General features: G+C 65.5%; 18 protein-coding genes and 1 tRNA gene. 9 read left to right on the top strand and 10 right to left on the bottom strand.

Annotation, left to right across the window (positions count from 1 at the left end):
* Nucleotides 1-4 precede the first annotated feature (4 nt).
* Nucleotides 5-1,555, bottom strand: a complete 1,551-nt coding sequence (locus tag E2481_RS06760) for a TrkH family potassium uptake protein (RefSeq protein ID WP_136716364.1) — start codon at nucleotides 1,553-1,555, stop codon at nucleotides 5-7.
* Between the two features lie 130 nt (nucleotides 1,556-1,685).
* On the opposite strand from E2481_RS06760, the gene E2481_RS06755 reads away from it, so the two are divergent.
* Nucleotides 1,686-1,913 carry a DUF7860 family protein gene (locus E2481_RS06755; RefSeq protein WP_136716363.1) on the top strand — a complete coding sequence of 76 codons (228 nt, stop codon included), beginning with the start codon at nucleotides 1,686-1,688 and terminating at the stop codon, nucleotides 1,911-1,913.
* Here E2481_RS06755 and E2481_RS06750 read toward each other — a convergent pair whose 3' ends face one another.
* The 3 genes from E2481_RS06750 to E2481_RS06740 form a co-directional block, all read right to left on the bottom strand.
* Nucleotides 1,914-2,288 (bottom strand): hypothetical protein, encoded by a 375-nt coding sequence (locus E2481_RS06750; protein ID WP_136716362.1) that lies wholly within the window; start codon nucleotides 2,286-2,288, stop codon nucleotides 1,914-1,916.
* A gap of 59 nt (nucleotides 2,289-2,347) precedes the next feature.
* Nucleotides 2,348-2,857 (bottom strand): hypothetical protein, encoded by a 510-nt coding sequence (locus E2481_RS06745; RefSeq protein ID WP_136716361.1) that lies wholly within the window; start codon nucleotides 2,855-2,857, stop codon nucleotides 2,348-2,350.
* 94 nt (nucleotides 2,858-2,951) lie between these two features.
* Nucleotides 2,952-4,109, bottom strand: a complete 1,158-nt coding sequence (locus tag E2481_RS06740) for a hypothetical protein (protein ID WP_136716360.1) — start codon at nucleotides 4,107-4,109, stop codon at nucleotides 2,952-2,954.
* A 298-nt stretch (nucleotides 4,110-4,407) separates the two neighbouring features.
* Here E2481_RS06740 and E2481_RS06735 point away from each other — a divergent pair, with 298 nt between their 5' ends.
* From E2481_RS06735 to E2481_RS06720, 4 genes are all read left to right on the top strand, one after another.
* On the top strand, nucleotides 4,408-5,595 hold the full coding sequence (locus E2481_RS06735; protein ID WP_136716359.1) for a redox-regulated ATPase YchF: 1,188 nt from the start codon (nucleotides 4,408-4,410) through the stop codon (nucleotides 5,593-5,595).
* Between the two features lie 52 nt (nucleotides 5,596-5,647).
* Nucleotides 5,648-6,013, top strand: a complete 366-nt coding sequence (locus E2481_RS06730; RefSeq protein WP_136716358.1) for a hypothetical protein — start codon at nucleotides 5,648-5,650, stop codon at nucleotides 6,011-6,013.
* A gap of 66 nt (nucleotides 6,014-6,079) precedes the next feature.
* Complete coding sequence (locus tag E2481_RS06725) at nucleotides 6,080-7,108, top strand: deoxyhypusine synthase (protein WP_136716357.1); 1,029 nt, start codon at nucleotides 6,080-6,082, stop codon at nucleotides 7,106-7,108.
* Nucleotides 7,109-7,199: 91 nt separating this feature from the next.
* A complete protein-coding gene (locus E2481_RS06720) occupies nucleotides 7,200-7,445 on the top strand; it encodes a hypothetical protein (RefSeq protein ID WP_136716356.1) in 246 nt (81 codons plus the stop codon).
* Nucleotides 7,446-7,522: 77 nt separating this feature from the next.
* Here E2481_RS06720 and E2481_RS06715 read toward each other — a convergent pair whose 3' ends face one another.
* On the bottom strand, nucleotides 7,523-9,433 hold the full coding sequence (locus E2481_RS06715; RefSeq protein WP_136716355.1) for a beta-CASP ribonuclease aCPSF1: 1,911 nt from the start codon (nucleotides 9,431-9,433) through the stop codon (nucleotides 7,523-7,525).
* A gap of 498 nt (nucleotides 9,434-9,931) precedes the next feature.
* A tRNA-Ser gene (locus tag E2481_RS06710) sits at nucleotides 9,932-10,016 on the bottom strand.
* Nucleotides 10,017-10,125: 109 nt separating this feature from the next.
* Here E2481_RS06710 and E2481_RS06705 point away from each other — a divergent pair.
* Nucleotides 10,126-11,073 (top strand): AAA family ATPase, encoded by a 948-nt coding sequence (locus E2481_RS06705; protein WP_136716354.1) that lies wholly within the window; start codon nucleotides 10,126-10,128, stop codon nucleotides 11,071-11,073.
* 18 nt (nucleotides 11,074-11,091) lie between these two features.
* On the opposite strand, the gene E2481_RS06700 is transcribed toward E2481_RS06705, so the two are convergent.
* Entirely contained in the window at nucleotides 11,092-11,868 is a 777-nt protein-coding gene (locus E2481_RS06700) for an MBL fold metallo-hydrolase (RefSeq protein WP_136716353.1), read from the bottom strand.
* Nucleotides 11,869-11,934: 66 nt separating this feature from the next.
* Nucleotides 11,935-12,222, bottom strand: a complete 288-nt coding sequence (locus E2481_RS06695; RefSeq protein WP_136716352.1) for a MarR family transcriptional regulator — start codon at nucleotides 12,220-12,222, stop codon at nucleotides 11,935-11,937.
* 151 nt (nucleotides 12,223-12,373) lie between these two features.
* Here E2481_RS06695 and E2481_RS06690 point away from each other — a divergent pair, with 151 nt between their 5' ends.
* Nucleotides 12,374-12,772 (top strand): PPOX class F420-dependent oxidoreductase, encoded by a 399-nt coding sequence (locus tag E2481_RS06690; RefSeq protein WP_136716351.1) that lies wholly within the window; start codon nucleotides 12,374-12,376, stop codon nucleotides 12,770-12,772.
* On the opposite strand, the gene E2481_RS18635 is transcribed toward E2481_RS06690, so the two are convergent.
* The gene (locus E2481_RS18635) at nucleotides 12,769-12,927 is read right to left on the bottom strand and encodes a hypothetical protein (RefSeq protein WP_169302386.1); all 159 of its coding nucleotides are present in this window, start codon (nucleotides 12,925-12,927) and stop codon (nucleotides 12,769-12,771) included. The two genes, E2481_RS06690 and E2481_RS18635, sit on opposite strands and share 4 nt — an antisense overlap.
* Nucleotides 12,928-13,039: 112 nt before the next feature.
* Here E2481_RS18635 and E2481_RS06685 point away from each other — a divergent pair, with 112 nt between their 5' ends.
* Nucleotides 13,040-13,747, top strand: coding sequence for a class I SAM-dependent methyltransferase (locus tag E2481_RS06685; protein ID WP_136716350.1), 708 nt, complete (start codon nucleotides 13,040-13,042; stop codon nucleotides 13,745-13,747).
* Between the two features lie 78 nt (nucleotides 13,748-13,825).
* Complete coding sequence (locus tag E2481_RS06680) at nucleotides 13,826-14,728, top strand: glycosyltransferase family 2 protein (protein ID WP_136716349.1); 903 nt, start codon at nucleotides 13,826-13,828, stop codon at nucleotides 14,726-14,728.
* A gap of 27 nt (nucleotides 14,729-14,755) precedes the next feature.
* Here E2481_RS06680 and E2481_RS06675 read toward each other — a convergent pair whose 3' ends face one another.
* A complete protein-coding gene (locus E2481_RS06675; RefSeq protein ID WP_136716348.1) occupies nucleotides 14,756-15,577 on the bottom strand; it encodes an amidohydrolase family protein in 822 nt (273 codons plus the stop codon).
* Nucleotides 15,578-15,581: the final 4 nt, after the last annotated feature.

Below are 15,581 nucleotides of genomic sequence, written 5' to 3'. Positions count from 1 at the left end.
ACGTTCAGGGTCGCCAGTACGCTCGCGTGAAGATCACGAGGACCGAGAGGATTTCGAGTCGGCCGATCCACATCAAAATGACCATGTAGAGCTTCCCGAACTCGGAGAACGGCTGGAAGCTGTTCATGGGACCGATCAGACCGAAGCCGGGGCCGATGTTCCCCAGCGTGGCGATGGCGACGCTCATCGCCTCCAGTCCGGTGAGGTCCAGTCCCGTTCGGAGCCCGTCGACGAACAGCAGCACCGTCGAGACGGCGAAGATCGTGAGGAAGACGAACACGAAGACGAACACGTCACGGATCGTGTTCTCGTCGACGACGCTGTCGTTCGCCCGGATCGGCTGTACCGCGTCGGGATGGACCGTCGTAAACAGCTGTCGGTCCATCGCACGCTTGATGATGACCCAGCGGATGATCTTCACCGACCCAGCCGCTGATCCCGCCGAGCCACCCAGGAACATCGCCAGGAAGAGCACGACCTGTGCGGACTGGTCCCACGTATTGAAGTCCATGCTCGCGTATCCTGTCGTCGTCACGATGGAGGCCACCTGAAAGAGGCCCTGGCGAACCGAGTCCTCGAGGTTCCCCGGGATCGGGTCGACGTTCGCCGGCGTCTCGGCCAGTCCCACGCCGGCGAACAGCAGGCCCGCGATCAGCGTCGTCACGACCCCCATCGCGAGGAGGTACCCACGGAACTCGTCGTTGTCGACCAGTCGTCGCGGCTCGCCCTTGAGGACGTACCAGAACAGCGCGAAGTTGGTCCCGGCGACGATCATGAAGGGAATGATCGCCCACTGGACGGCCGCAGAGAACACCTCGACGCTGCGTGCTTCCGGGGAGAACCCGCCGGTCGGCATCGTCGTCAGCGCGTGGGCGATGGCGTTGTACAGCCCCATGTTCGGAGCCAGGCCCGCGAGATGCAGTCCGTAGTAGACCGCCGCCGCCGCGACGGTGAGCCCCAGGTATATCTTCCAGAGCGCGCGAGCAGTCTCCTGAATCCTGGGCGTCAGCTTGTCGATACCGACGCCCGGGGCCTCCTCGTTGATGACCTGTGCGCCACCGACCGATAGCTCCGGGAGGATGGCAACCATGAGGACGACGATTCCCATGCCGCCGAGCCACTGGGTCAACTGTCGCCAGAACAACATCGCGTGAGAGTGGCGCTCGAAGGAAATCTCCCCGAGGACGGTCGCTCCCGTGGTCGTGAACCCGGACATCGACTCGAACAGCGCGTTGACCGGGTGCGCGACGGTACCCTGCCCGGCAACGAGGTACGGGATCGTCCCGACGAGTGGGACGAACAGCCAGGTGAGACTCACCATCAGAAACGTCTCGCGGCGTTCGAGCGTGCGGTCGTGCCGGAGCCGTTCCATGGCCAGGCCAAGGCCGACCATCACGCCGCTGGCGACGAGAAACGGGACGGGACTCTCGCCGTAGCGCAGCGCGACCAGGACGGGAACCAGCGGTGCGATCGAGAGCACCTTGAGGACGGTTCCCACGTAACTCAGGCTCGCTCGGTAGTCGACGAACGTCTCGAAGGTACTGGCGTATCCCATCTCGGTCCTCGCTCGTATCCTGTGAGGTCAGGCCGGCGTAAAAAGTGCCCCGAACTCGGCGCTTCCGATCGCCCGCTCTCACTCACCGGTTCCAAAAGAGCTACAAACCACTCCGTAGCTACGACCCTTTATGGCTCGAACCAACTCGATCGATTATCCGACGTGGACCAAACGGAGTTTCCTGTTCGGCGTGTCGCTGTTCCTCGGTGCGCTCCTGGTCGACGTCGTCGGCGGTGCCGTCTTCGGCCCGCTGCCGGCGTGGGGACAGACGCTCTTCGTCGATCTGGAGTTCCTGGGAATCTTCATCGCACTGCTCGCGCCCCTCGTCTTCGGCATCGTCCTCCCGCTCGTGGAGTGATCAGGGCTCGGCGATCGCCAGCGCGTAGTTCTCGTCGAACTCGTAGACGTCCAGTACCAGCCGGTCGACGAAGTCCGCGGTGTGTTTCGGGTCCGCCAGCGCCGAGACGTGGACCTCGCTGGCGGGGGACTTCCGGGTCGCCGGCTGGGCGATCTTGAACACGGGGAACTCCGAGAGGAGCGTATCCAACCGGTCGCGCTCCGCGTCGTCGACCTCGACCGTGATCTCCCGGTCGACGTACTCGACGACCGGGACGTCGTCCCCCTTCGGGCCGAAAAACACGGCCGACTGGCTGCCTGCTCGGCGATGGGCCGTGATGGCCTCGGCGATCCTCGCCCGTCGCGTCGTCGCGTCTTCGCTCCCCGGCTCTGCCATACCGGAAGACTCGGCCTCGACGGACAAAAGCACGGTGTCACCGGGCTGTGAATCCCGCATTACAGCAGGTACCACGCCAGCAGGACGACGATGAGTACCTTCTTCACCAGAATGACGCCGATGATGGTTTGCTGGGTCGAGGCCGTCCGGACGGCCCTGATCCCGCGCCGGGGGACGTTGGGCAACCGGGCGAGTTCCCGGGCCAGCAGTCGCAGTTCGGCCCGGAACGTCTCGGCGGCCGACCCGCCGCCCTCGACGTGGGCAGCGTGGGCCGACGGCACCCACTCGCCGTCGGTGTAGGTCACTTCGATCGGTTCGCCCTCCAGAAAGCCCACCTGCTCGAAGTCGTAGCCGACCGATTCGGTCAGCGATTCGAGTTTCAGTACGTCGCGGTCCTCGTCGATGTCGTAGCGAAACCGGACCTCGTCGGCGCTCCAGTCGAACCGGGCTGTCAGCACCACGGTCCGGGTCCCGACCGACACGTCCGTGACCGTCGCCAGTTCGGTGTTGCCCCGGCGCTCGCGCTTTTTCCTCGTCAGGTGCTCGTACTCGCTGACGGTCTCGCCCATACGAACATCTGGCCGCTAACCGCTCATAAGTTTATTTCTTCATTTAATTATTACAAAAATCGAACGTATGAGGGCACGAGGCGGCCCCGCCCGTTCACAGTCCCATGCCCCAGCTGTATTCGAGCGTGCCGAAGGCCTGTCCCATGGTTTCGGAACTGACGGCGGTGTCCCCGATGCGGCCTTCGAGGTCGCGCATGCGGATCAGGTACTCGTTGTAACTCCAGTGTGATTCGAGCCGGTCACCGAGCACCGGTCGGTCAATGTGATTGCGCGCGTGGCCGTACGGGCTCGCGACGAACTCCACGAAATCACCCTGGTCGTTGCGTGCGCGGACCTCGAACTCCGGATGGGTATCGGAGTGCAGAATCGGCGTCACGCTGGCCGTGTCGAAGTCGACGGCCGGTTCGGACGTGCCCCAGTCCCACAGGCCGTTCTGGCGAACCGGGACGGTCGCCCGTTCCAGGACATTCGACGGCAGGAACCGATAGCCACGGCGCAGGAGCTGTGGGCCCAGGAACGGGATCATGACCGAGAAGGCCGTCCCGTCGGGGAAGATCGCCCAGACCCACTTCCACGGGTGGAGCGGCATGTTGAGACAGACCCGCTGGAAGTAACACTTCCCCGTCAGCGTCTCCCGGCCCTTGGGCAGGTCGAACTCCCCCTCGAAGTCCATCCGTCGCCACGCGACGATGTCGATGCCGCCGGCGACGGTGTCGATGTTCAGGGAGTGATGCGGCGAGGAGATCTGGCAGTCCAGATCGCCCCACGCCTCGAAGCGGGCCTCGCCTTTCTCCCCGACGAAATGCGCGTCCAGGCCCAGCGGCCGATTCTCGGACGCCCTGATTTCGCTGCCGCGTCTGGTCCCGTCGTCGGACTCGGCCCAGGCCTCGATGAAGCCCTCGTCGGAGAGCGTGGCCTCGGCCGGTTGTCTGACGACGTGTTCGTCGACTCCCTCGTCGTCGCCGTCCCAGCCGACGGAGACCGCGCCGAACTCGTCGACGCCGTCGTCCGTGGGTCGGTCGAGGTCCATCCCCTGCACCGGGACGTCGTTGACGGAGAGTTCGTCCCCCACGCGGGCGGCGATGGAGAACATTAGCTGCCGGGGGCCGTACCCCTCCTCGCCGTCGGGGAACAGGATGAAAAACCACCACGACGAGGACGTTCGGTTCTGTTGTTCCGGCAGTTGGGTCCATATCTGGTCGAACACGCGCCGGTGCTCGGCCATCGTCTCGAACGCCGGACCGCTAGCCATCAGCAGCGCCCCCGCACGATCGCCGCGGGAGTCGTCGCGTGCCCCGACCGGGCTCTCGACCGGTGTCTGTTCCGGTCGTCCAGCCCCGGTGTACTTCCCAGGACTACCCGTCCCGGCCCTGCCGCAGGGCGTTCCCACATGGTACGCCGTGTTGACCACCGCTTCGTCATTACAACTGCGTCCGAACAAACACTACAAAAAGACACCTGTCCGTCCCGCACGGGCAGTGTGAGTCACTCTCACCCACAACCTATCAGGGTAGAAACCCTTTAGCGATTGGCTGGGCTACGGAGGCCAAATGAGTTACAAGATCGGGCTGGTCGGCAAACCCTCGGTGGGGAAGTCGACGTTCTTCAATGCAGCCACGATGAACGACGTGCCGGAGGGGGCCTATCCCTTCACGACGATCGATCCGAGCGTTGGCGAAGCCTACGTGCGTGTCGACTGCGCTGCCCCGGAGTTCGACCACTCCTGTACGCCTAACCACGGTTATTGTGAGGACGGGATTCGCTACGTTCCCGTCAAACTCGTCGACGTGGCGGGACTGGTCCCTGGTGCCCACGAGGGCAAAGGTCTCGGTAACCAGTTCCTCTCGGACCTGAACGAGACCGACGTGCTGGTCCACGTCGTCGACTTCTCGGGGAAAACGGACATGGAAGGCGAACAGACGGAGGGCCACGACCCGCGCGATGACATCGACTTCCTGGAGAACGAACTCGACATGTGGTACCTCGACATCCTGGAGAAGGGAATCGAGCGCTATCGCACGGGGTACGAGGGCGAGGAGAAGGAAATCGAGGTCGACCTCGCCGAGCAGATGAGCGCCTTCCGGACGAACAAAGACGAGATCAAACAGGTGATCCTCTCGCTGGACCTCGATCTCGACCCCGAGACCTGGGACGCCGAGGACCGGGAACGACTGGCCCGCGAGATCCGCATCCGGACCAAGCCGATGATCGTCGCGGCCAACAAGATGGACACGCCCGCCGCCCAGGAGAACTTCGCGGAGATAACCGACGACCCCGACTACGACCACCTGACGATCGTCCCGGCCTCGGCCCACGCCGAGAAGGCGCTCAAGGGGGCCGACGAACAGGGCGCGGTCGACTACCGACCCGGCGCGAGCGAGTTCGAGATCGTCGACGATCTGAGCGACGAACAGGCCGCCGGCTTAGAACAGATCCGCTCGTTCGTCTCGGACTTTTCCGGGACGGGCGTCCAGCAGGCCATCGAGACGGCGCTGTTCGAGGAGTTCGGGGCCATCGCGGTGTTCCCCGGCGCGGACAGCCCCAAGGACGACGGCACCTTCCTGCAGGACTGTTTCGTCCTGCCGGAGGGCGCGACCGCCGAGGAGTTCGCGTACTTCCTCCACACCGACATCGGCGACGGGTTCCTGCACGGCCACGACGCCCGCTCGGGTCGCCAGATCGGGGCCGATCACGAACTCGACCACCGCGACGTGGTCGAGATCACGACGACGAACTGACCGACTCCGGAGACACCACCCTTTTGTCCTGCCCGGCGAACTCACGGCTAGTATGTCTCAGCCCCTCCAGTTCCCGGTCTCGCCCCTCCAGAGCCTTCCCGAGTTGTTCGGTGCCCTGGGCACTCTCGCGCTCTCGGCAGCCGTACTCACGCTCGCCTATTTCTTCTACCGGGAGTTCCGCCGCGACCACCGGACCGGCGAGCACCACTTCACGTGGGGCGTCGGCGTCGTCGCGCTGTTCCTGCTGGGGATCGCCCCGGGCCTGGTCGGACTCGGCCTCTACCTGACGACCGAGCGCGGGTATCCCGTCCACTGGCTCGTCGCGTTCGCCGTGGTCGCGCTGGTCGTCGTCTCCGCCCTCAGCTACGGGGTGGACACGACGACGAGTTCCGGCGTGATCGGGATCCTCGTCTCCTAACCGCCGGACGGCCCTGCGGCAAGCGAGACCGCGGTCTTGAAACGTATCGACTGCGATTCTCCGGCAATGACCGACGACGGAGACGACCACGAGTGGCAGCCACCGGAACGTGAGACCTTTTCCCACGACCCCATCGCCCACGCCGAGGCCCGGGCCGGCATGACCGTCGGCCAGTTGGCCGAGGAGTACGGCCAGGCCGGTATCGGCGCGGCGGACCTCCACGAGGCCGTCGACATCTACGCCGAGATGCTGGACGAGGACGTGACCAACTTCTTCGGCCTCGCCGGCGCGATGGTTCCGACCGGAATGCGCCGCATCGTCGCCGACCTCATCCGCGACGGGCACATCGACGCCCTCGTGACCACCGGCGCGAACCTCACCCACGACGCCATCGAGGCGATCGGCGGCAAACACCACCACGGACAGGTCCACGACGCCGAAAAGACCGAGCGCGAACACGACGAACAGCTCAGAGACGAGGAGGTCGACCGCATCTACAACGTCTACCTCCCGCAGGAACACTTCGCGCTGTTCGAGGGCCACCTCCGCGAGGAGGTGTTTCCGGTGCTCGCCGAGGAGGGCGCGGTCAGCATCCAGCGACTGACCGAGCGACTGGGCCGAGCCAACGCCGAGGTCAACGAACAGGAAGACGTCGAGGAGGGACCGGGTATCGCCGCGGCGGCGGCCGAACACGACGTGCCGATCTACTGTCCGGCCATCCAGGACTCGGTGCTCGGCCTCCAGGCGTGGATGTACGGCCAGACGAGCGACTTCTCGCTCGATGCGCTCGCGGACATGGACACGATCACCGACCAGGCCTTCGAGGCCGACGAGGCCGGGGCGATGGTCGTCGGCGGCGGCGTCCCCAAGAACTTCGTCCTGCAGACGATGCTGGTCGCGCCCGACGCCTACGACTACGCGGTCCAGTTGACGATGGACCAGCCCTCGACCGGCGGGCTCTCGGGCGCGACGCTGGACGAAGCCCGGTCGTGGGGGAAGTTGGAGAAAGCCGCCCGGAACGCGTCGGTCTACGCCGACGCGACGATCACCCTGCCGCTGGTGGTCGCGGCGGCGCGCGAACGGGCCGCGGAGTAAGCTGCCCCCTCGCGGCTCAGTCAGGGGGCCGAGGGTGCGTGTCGGAGACGGAACACGCGGTGTTTTTCTATTCGGCCCTCGAACGTCGAACATGGACGATTCGGCACTCGTGGAGGGCGAGCTCAACCGGAAGCGAGCCGTGTTAGCGGTGCTCCCCTTCCTGTTTCTCGGCCTATCGTGTCTCGGCCTCATCCTCGCCTGGGGGCTCAACCCCATCTGGGGGTTCCTCATCCTCCCCCCGATCCTCTTTATTTGCGTGCTGGCCTACATCGCCTTCCGGACCGGGTTCGTCCGGGACCGAACGGGCGACGTGAACGCGGACCCCGAGCAGCGCTAACGCACGCTGTCGGCTGGTCAATATGGTCCCCACACATCGAGAAGAGCGCGTGAATCCGCCTGGCGTCCCGGTCGACGTTACTCCAGTCGGAACGTTTCGAGGTTCTTGGGCGCGTAGGTCCGCATGTTCAGTTTCTGGTAGAGCGCCGAGGAGAACTGGTCGGTCGCGGTCTCGTCGCCGTGGACACAGAGGACCTCCTCGGGGTGTGGGTTCATCGTCCGCACGAAGTTCTCCAGGCCGTTCCGGTCGGCGTGACCCGAGAACCCGCTGACCGACTCGATCCGGAGGTCGAGTTTGAGCCGATCTGCCCGACCGCGCTGGTCGTTCAGGGTGATCTCGCGCTGGCCGCCCTGGATCTGGCGGCCCAGCGTCCCCTCGGCCTGGTAGCCGACGAAGATCATCGCGTTCGCGGGGTCGGTCCCCAGCAGTTCGAGCCAGGAGAGGATCGGGCCGCCGTTGACCATCCCCGCCGTCGAGAGGATGATACAGGGCTCGCCACCGGCGACCTCCTCGCGCATCTCCTCGCCGCCGTCGACCTGCTGGAACTGCTCGGCCATGAACGGGTTGTCGTCCTCGTAGAGGATCCGCTCTGTGAGCCCGTCCCGGAGGAACTCCGGATAGGCGGTGTGGATCGCCGTCGCCTCCCGGATCATCCCGTCGAGGTAGACTGGCATCGTCGGGATCTTGCCCTCCCGCATGGCCTCCTCGAAGACCAGCATCATCTCCTGGGACCGGCCCACGGCGAAGGCGGGGATGACGACTTTCCCGCCGTCCTCGTAGGTCTCCGAAATGAGGTCGATCAGGTTGCGCTCGCTGTCGGCCTGGTCGGTCTGGTAGTCGCCGTTGCGGCCGTACGTCGACTCCATGACCAGCGTCTCGGCCCGCGGGAAATCGTTCGACGCGCCGTTGAACAGCCGCGTGTCCGTGTAGTGGATGTCCCCGGAGAACACGACGTTGTGCAGCCCGCTGCCGATGTGGAAGTGCGAGACCGCGCTCCCGAGGATGTGGCCGGCGTTGTGCATCGTCAGCTTGATGTCCGGCGCGATGTCCGTCACGTCCTCGTACTCCAGCGGGATGGTGTGTTTGAGCGTTTCCCGAACCATCTCGCTCTCGTAGGGCGGCGTCCGCCCCTGTTTCGCGGCGACGTCCAGGTAGTCCAGCGTGAGCAACCCCATCAGGTCGCGCGTCGGGGCGGTCGTATAGATCGGCCCGTCGTAGCCGTACTTGAAAAGCAGCGGGAGCAGAGCGCTGTGGTCGAGGTGGGCGTGGGTCAGCACGACCGCGTCGAGGTCGGCGATCGGGTTCGCCTCGGGCATCTGAAGGTACGGGACCTCCCCCTCGGCCCCCGGCTTGTCGCCGCAGTCGACGAGCACGCGCGTGTTGGGAGTCGCCAGGACGAAACTGGCTCGTCCGACTTCGCGACAACAGCCCAGCGTCGTGATCCGGACCCACTCGGGATCCTCGGCCGTGCTGTGAATCTGCTTGCCGACGCGTTCGAGGAACTCCCGCCGCTCGGCGCGTTCCTGAACGAGGAAGTTGCGCACGTTCGAGACGGTCGAGGACTCCATCGGCGGCGTCCGCAGGACCTCGGGCGTCCAGCCGATCTCCCGGGAGATGTCGTCGAGCCTGCTGGCCCGCCGTCCGATCACGAGCCCAGGTTTTTCGGCCTCGATGAGCACTTCCCCGGTCTCGGGATAGAACTCCATGTTCGAGACGCCGGTCTCCTCGGGAAGCAGTTCGAGCAGTCGCTCGCGGGCCTGCTTCTGATCGGTTCGACTCTCCTCGGTCGGTCGAACGGTGATTCGCTTCCGAAGTGTGCTCGCCAGCCGGGGAATGACACCGTCCGCCTCGGCGAACTTCCGGGGCGTGTCCGTGTAGACGATCAGCCGGGGCCCCTCGTAGGTCACCCGGGCAACCGACAGGTCCTCGGGCACTTCCGCCCGGACCGTCTCCTGTAGATCATCGAACTCTGATTCGTTTGCGTTCATGCTGCGTTACGATTCGCGTGGTGGAATGTTCGTCGAACAACCATATACTGTGACTCACTCGCGGGACTGTCCGTTGAAGCGGGCGTTACTGCGGGAGAACGAAACCCGTCCGCCGCAATTACCTGTAGATATGTGCCATCGGTTAAGTGTGTTCTGCTCTCGGAAGGGTGGTGATCGGTCGCTGATCAGTTCGTGGAAAACGCCGAGGAGGAGATTGTGAACTACGTCCAGACGTGCTCGCTCTGCTGTGCGCGTCTGGCCTCGTTCAAATCTCGTACTGTCGTACACCACTCACCGAGCGAGCGACACGCAGAGCGGTCGCTCGCTGTGTGGTTCGTGGAGAAGCGCCGAGGAGGAGATTGTGAACAACGCGGAGACGGTCGTGCTCACTCCGTTCGCACGCTGCGACTCCTCTCGTTCAAATCTCGTACTGTCGTACACCACTCACCGAGCGAGCGACACGCAGAGCGGTCGCTCGCTGTGTGGTTCGTGGAGAAGCGCCGAGGAGGAGATTTGAACTCCTGAGTCCGTGAGGACAGTTGCTCTCGAAGCAACCGCCTTGGCCAGGCTAGGCTACCTCGGCTCACCCAATCGTACCACCGTGGGTAGTTTGTACGTTACGGTTCCCGTCGACAGGTACGTAGATTGCCGCTAGTCGAATCCCATTTACGGATGGTCGTGGACAAGCCGGTATGGAAGTCGCAGATGCGAGTTCCGCCCTCGAATCGGTCCTCGACGAAGTCGGGTCGGCCGTCGTCGCCGACCGCGACTTCTTGGAAACCGTCCTCCTCGGTATCGTCGGCCGCGGTCACGTCCTCCTGGAGGACGTGCCCGGCACCGGAAAAACCCTCACCGCCCGCAGCGTCGCCTCCGCGCTCGGGCTATCCTTCTCCCGGATCCAGTTCACGCCGGACCTCCTCCCCGCCGACGTGACCGGGACGAACATCTACAACGAGCGCGACGGCACCTTCGAGTTCTCGAAGGGGCCGATCTTCGCGAACGTCGTGCTGGCCGACGAGATCAATCGTGCGCCGCCCAAGACCCAGAGCGCGCTGCTCGAAGCGATGGGCGAGGGCCAGGTCACCGTCGACGGCGACACCTACGAGTTGCCACAGCCCTTCTTCGTGATGGCGACCCAGAACCCCGTCGAGATGGAGGGCACCTTCGAGTTGCCCGAGGCGCAGGTCGACCGGTTCGCGGTCAAGACGGCCATCGGCTACCCCGACCAGGACGGCGAGGTCGAACTCCTCCGACGGCGGCGGGGTCGCGAGTCGAAAAGTCCCAGCGTCGATGCCGTTCTCGGCCCCGAACAGGTCCGGTCGCTCCGAACGACGCCCGAGACCGTCCACGTCGAGGACGATCTCCTGGAGTACATGGCAGCCATCGCTCGCGGCACGCGCGAGGACCGCCGGGTCGACGTTGGCGTCTCCCCCCGCGGCACCCAGCGGCTGTTCGAGGCATCCCGGGCGCGTGCCGTCGTCGTCGGCCGGGACTTCGTGACGCCCGACGACGTCAAACGCGTCGTCGGCCCGGTCCTGGCCCATCGGCTGGTGCTGACGCCCGACGCGCGTGTCGACAACGTGGACGCGACCGCGGTCATCGCTGACGTGCTCGACGAGATCCCAGTCCCGACGGTCTGACCCGCGTGGGCCGCCGGCTTATCGCGGTTCGGCGTGCTGGCCGTCCCAGGCGATGTCACCCTCGGTGTCGAGCTTTTCGAGGTGACAGCGCACGGTCGCCGCCGCCAGCCGGCGCACGTCGCTGATGTCCTTGTCGTAGGCGGCATCGAGAATCTCGTCGACCGTGCGGGCACCGCTCTCGACCGCGGCCCGAACCCGCGCTTCGCGTTCCAGCCGGTGGACGACGAGCCGTTCGAGCGTCGCCCGCGAGTCCTCGATGACCGGGCCGTGGCCCGGGTACAGGTTCTCGGGGTTCCGCGCGTGGAGTCGCCGGAGGCTGGTCAGATACGACCGCATGTCCGCCTCGGGACCGCCGACGACGACGCTGCCCGCGGCGATTGCCAGGTCGCCGACGAGCGCGCCCCCGGTCCACTCGAAAGCCACGTGTTCGGGCGCGTGCCCGGGCGTGTCCCGGATGCGGACCTCGTCCCCATCGACATCGATCACTGTTCCCGATCGGAAAGTCCGGTCGGGACTGACGCCGGTTGCGGCCGCGAAGCCGTCGGCGTGCGTCGCGTGTGCCCAGACCGTCGCGTCACACCGGTCGGCGTACGTTTCGACGGCATCGACGTGGTCTGGATGGTGGTGCGTGACCGCGACGTGGTCGACGGATCTGTCGCTGATGGCGTCGTCGAGGTCGTCAGTACGGGCTGCTGGGTCGACGAGCAGCGCGCTGTCGGTCCCGAGCAGATACGCGTTCGTCCGGCCGTCGGGCGCGCTGGTCGCGGTCTCGACGGAAACCCGGATGACGTCCATACCCACCCCCATGGGTGCGCCCGGCAAATGTCCGGCGGTCAGTTCGCCTCAATCACGGTCGACCGCTCAGCTACTCAGGTAGTACACCTGCTTGCGCGCGTCGTGGAAGCTGTAGCGCGATCCAACGAGGTCGGACTCCTCCAGTCGGTTCAGTGCGTACCGGACCGTGCGGTCGGGCAGCAGGGATTCCTCTGCGAGTTGTCCCTGCGACAGCGGCGAGTCCCCTTCGAGTACCTTGGCGACGAGCTTGGCGCTCGGCGGTAGTTCGCGCAGTTCCTCGCGAAAGTCCGGGTCCGCGAGCGGACTCTCCTTCCCGTTCCCCTGACGTGGGCCGTCCTCCGGCGTCGTACTCATATACGTCTCTCTCACGGCGGTAGTGGTAAACCTTGGCTACAAGTGTGACAAAACAATACGAACAAATAAGTGCATTTTATGCATCCTTATACAAACTTCTGTGACATAATTTGCCGGAACCAATAACCGGGTGGCGTCCGTTGATTCCGGTATGCAGGTTCCCGATTCCGCCCTCGACCTGTTCGAAAAGCAAACGTTCGCCCACGTGTCGACGATCCTACCGGACGGGTCGCCACACGTCACGCCGGTGTGGATCGACTACGACCCCGAGGCCGGTCACCTGCTTTTCAACACGGCGCGCGGCCGGCGAAAGGAGCGCAATCTGCGGGCGAACCCGGACGTCGCGCTCAGCATGACCGACCCGGACGACCCGTATCGGTTCCTCGCCGTCCAGGGCGAGGCCGTCGAACTGACCGAGGACGGTGCCGTCGACCACATCAACGAACTCGCCCAGCGGTACATGGACGTCGAGGAATATCCGAACCTCGGCGACGAGGAGGGCGCACGCGTCATCGTCCGCATCGAACCCGAGACTGTCACGACGAGCTAGCGGCGTTCGCTGGACGGCTCCCGCTGGCCGTGTTTCCGGTAGCTCCCGAGCGGGGCCTCACACGCCGGACAGTGAACCAGTCGCAGCCGGTCGGTCTCGTGACTGACGAGTTCCGCGGGATTGAACTCGCGGTCGCAGTGCTTGCAGGTCGGCATACGCCGTGTACGACCCGGTCCCGCAAACCGGTTTTTGACACCGGGTGGCGGCGTGGTCGCCGGAACGTTTCAGTATCGTTTTATTCCCCCGGTGTCGGAACTACGATAGACCGTGAAGGGCCAGGAGTGGTATCAGGAAGACGACATCGCCGAGGAGTACGAGGAAAAGCGTTTCTCCCGCGGCGGCCGGTTGATCGACCGGCGCGAGAAAGAGGCTGTCCTGGACGCTATCGGACCGGTCCAGGACAAAGAGATACTGGAGATCGCCTGCGGGACCGGCCGGTTCACCGTCATGCTGGCCGAGCGCGGGGCCGACGTCGTCGGCCTGGACATCTCCGGCCCGATGCTCCAGCAGGGACGACAGAAGGCAAAGCGCGCCGGCGTCGCCGACAACCTGGAGTTCATGCGCGGTGACGCCGGGCGGCTCCCGTTCCCGGACGACAGCTTCGATACGGTCATGGGGATGCGGTTTTTCCACCTGGCCGACCAGCCCGCATCCTTCCTCTCGGAGATGCGCCGCGTCTCCCGCGACCAGGTGTTTTTCGACACCTTCAATCGCTTTACGACGCGGTCGCTGTACACGTGGGCGCTCCCGATGGGATCGCGTCTCTACTCGCGGTGGGAAGTCTCCCGGCTGCTCGACAGCGCCGACCTCTCGCTGGTCGAGGCCGACCACGATTTCGCCTTCCCGTACGGCCTCTACCGCCAGATCCCGAACAAACTCGCGAGCACGTTCCGCGACATCGATCGGACGCTCATCAGGTCGCCCCTGGGCAAGCGTCTCGCGTCGGTCTCCTACTGGAACACCCAGGTTCCCTGACCGAAGCCGTCACTTTTGCTATCTTTTCCCGCGAGCACGTCGCGAGTTTTTTAGGGTTCCGGCGGGGTACCCAGGGGTATGAAGCTCTCGGTGATCGTCCCGACGCTCAACGGCAGGGACCAGCTGGCGGGCTGTCTGGACGCTCTCGCCGAGCGCGTCCCCGACGCCGAGGTCGTCGTCGTCAACGGCCCGTCGGCCGACGGGACCACGGGAATGGTTCGCGACCGCGACGACGTGGACGTCCTCGTCGAAATCGCCGACCGGGGCATCAACGTCGCTCGCAACGCCGGCATCGACCGCGCGACCGGCGACGTCGTCGCCCTGCTCAACCACGGCCTCGTCGTCGAGGACGGCTGGTTCGACGCCCTCTCGTCCGGCCTCGACGGCGGTGACGTCGTGACCGGACCGACCCACCGCGAACTCGAGACCGGACTGACCACCGAGACCGTCGAGTCCCGGACGATCAAGGGCCGAACAGTCACCTACTTCAACGGCGACAACGCCGCGTTCTCCCGCGACGCCCTCGATGCACTCGACGGGTTCGACGAGTACCTGCTGACCGGCGGCTCCAGGGACGCCGCCCACCGACTCGCCGGCATGGACTACGAGGTGGTCTGGGAGAGCGAGATGTGCGTCCGCAACGAGTTCGGGACCGACGGCGGCGTCGCCGAAACCGACTGGAACTGGAAATATCGTGCGCTGGCCTATCGCCTCGCCAAGAACTACGGCCTCCGGCCGACCGTCGTCGCCCGCGTGCTCGGACACGGCCTGCGCGACGCCGCCAGCACGCTTCGGGAGGTCGCCACCGGCAACGCAGCCCCGTCCTCGTGGTTCGGGAACGGGCGCGACGTGCTGACCGGCATCGGTAGCGGACTGAAAGACGGCGTCGCCGCGCGCTTTTCCGACCGGTCGACCCGCCGGAACCCACGTGGCCGCTCGCTCCGGTCGGACCGAGCGGTGACGGTCTACGACTGGCGGTAAAACTGCCTGTGGTCTCCTTCTAAGGATTCACTCGCCGCCGGACGGACCGAGTTCCTCGATGACCCGGGAGGGGTTCTTCGAGAAGACGCGCCGCATCGAATCCTCGGGGACGTCCAGTGTCAGAATCTCCATCACGGCCACGTCGGGGTGCGTACCTGGTGCGCCGCTGCCGAAGAGGACGCGGTCGGGGTGTTCCATGATGGCCCGCTCCATCGGGTCGCGAAAGCGGACGAAACTCGTATCCAGATAACAGGACTCGTGGTCGTCGAGCAGATCGACGGCCCGCTCGGTCAGCCCGCGGTTCAACGGGTAGCCCCCGAAGTGCTCGATGACGACGGGGAAGTCATATCCCAGGAGGTGGTCGGCGACGGCCGACGGTGGGAACTGCTCGCCGCCGTGGACCAGCAGGGGCAGGCCCACGTCCGCCAGTTCTTCGAGGACTTCTTCGTCGGGCAGGCCGTCGGTGGCCGGCTGGAGTTTGAAGCCCGCGAAGCGGTCGTCGTAGGCGTACTGTTCGACGTCTTCGGGCGAGGTGTGGGCCTCGTCGCGGGAGGTGGCGAGGTTCCGGAGGCGCGCGCCCGCACTCCCGCCGGGGTCGCGGACGCCGTTGATGCGGGCGAAGGCGACGAACGACCGGCCGACGCTCATCCGGGCGACGGCGTTGTTCGCCTTGAGATAGCTCCCGTCCCGCGGGCCGGGAAACACGACCGACCGGACGACGCCGGCCTGGTGCATCTCCCGCTCGATGGTCTCGGGGTCGCCGGTCTGGCGGTCGGGCCGCCGGGACTCGTCGGGTTCTAACCGGACGTGCGCGTCGACGACGCGAAACCCGTGCTCCAGTTCGAGCATCCAT

This window comes from Halorientalis salina, assembly GCF_005049285.1.
Taxonomy (GTDB): Archaea; Halobacteriota; Halobacteria; order Halobacteriales; family Haloarculaceae; genus Halorientalis; species Halorientalis salina.
The sequence above is the reverse complement of the archived record's forward strand: the minus strand, read 5'-3'. Positions and strand labels throughout refer to the sequence as shown.

Bases quoted from the DNA above. Each gene is read 5' to 3' on its own strand.
- E2481_RS06760 (WP_136716364.1), bottom strand. From the start codon at position 1,555: ATGGGATACGCCAGTACCTTCGAGACGTTCGTCGACTACCGAGCGAGC.
- E2481_RS06755 (WP_136716363.1), top strand. From the start codon at position 1,686: ATGGCTCGAACCAACTCGATCGATTATCCGACGTGGACCAAACGGAGT.
- E2481_RS06750 (WP_136716362.1), bottom strand. From the start codon at position 2,288: ATGGCAGAGCCGGGGAGCGAAGACGCGACGACGCGACGGGCGAGGATC.
- E2481_RS06745 (WP_136716361.1), bottom strand. From the start codon at position 2,857: ATGGGCGAGACCGTCAGCGAGTACGAGCACCTGACGAGGAAAAAGCGC.
- E2481_RS06740 (WP_136716360.1), bottom strand. From the start codon at position 4,109: ATGGCTAGCGGTCCGGCGTTCGAGACGATGGCCGAGCACCGGCGCGTG.
- E2481_RS06735 (WP_136716359.1), top strand. From the start codon at position 4,408: ATGAGTTACAAGATCGGGCTGGTCGGCAAACCCTCGGTGGGGAAGTCG.
- E2481_RS06730 (WP_136716358.1), top strand. From the start codon at position 5,648: ATGTCTCAGCCCCTCCAGTTCCCGGTCTCGCCCCTCCAGAGCCTTCCC.
- E2481_RS06725 (WP_136716357.1), top strand. From the start codon at position 6,080: ATGACCGACGACGGAGACGACCACGAGTGGCAGCCACCGGAACGTGAG.
- E2481_RS06720 (WP_136716356.1), top strand. From the start codon at position 7,200: ATGGACGATTCGGCACTCGTGGAGGGCGAGCTCAACCGGAAGCGAGCC.
- E2481_RS06715 (WP_136716355.1), bottom strand. From the start codon at position 9,433: ATGAACGCAAACGAATCAGAGTTCGATGATCTACAGGAGACGGTCCGG.
- E2481_RS06705 (WP_136716354.1), top strand. From the start codon at position 10,126: ATGGAAGTCGCAGATGCGAGTTCCGCCCTCGAATCGGTCCTCGACGAA.
- E2481_RS06700 (WP_136716353.1), bottom strand. From the start codon at position 11,868: ATGGACGTCATCCGGGTTTCCGTCGAGACCGCGACCAGCGCGCCCGAC.
- E2481_RS06695 (WP_136716352.1), bottom strand. From the start codon at position 12,222: ATGAGTACGACGCCGGAGGACGGCCCACGTCAGGGGAACGGGAAGGAG.
- E2481_RS06690 (WP_136716351.1), top strand. From the start codon at position 12,374: ATGCAGGTTCCCGATTCCGCCCTCGACCTGTTCGAAAAGCAAACGTTC.
- E2481_RS18635 (WP_169302386.1), bottom strand. From the start codon at position 12,927: ATGCCGACCTGCAAGCACTGCGACCGCGAGTTCAATCCCGCGGAACTC.
- E2481_RS06680 (WP_136716349.1), top strand. From the start codon at position 13,826: ATGAAGCTCTCGGTGATCGTCCCGACGCTCAACGGCAGGGACCAGCTG.
- E2481_RS06675 (WP_136716348.1), bottom strand. From the start codon at position 15,577: ATGCTCGAACTGGAGCACGGGTTTCGCGTCGTCGACGCGCACGTCCGG.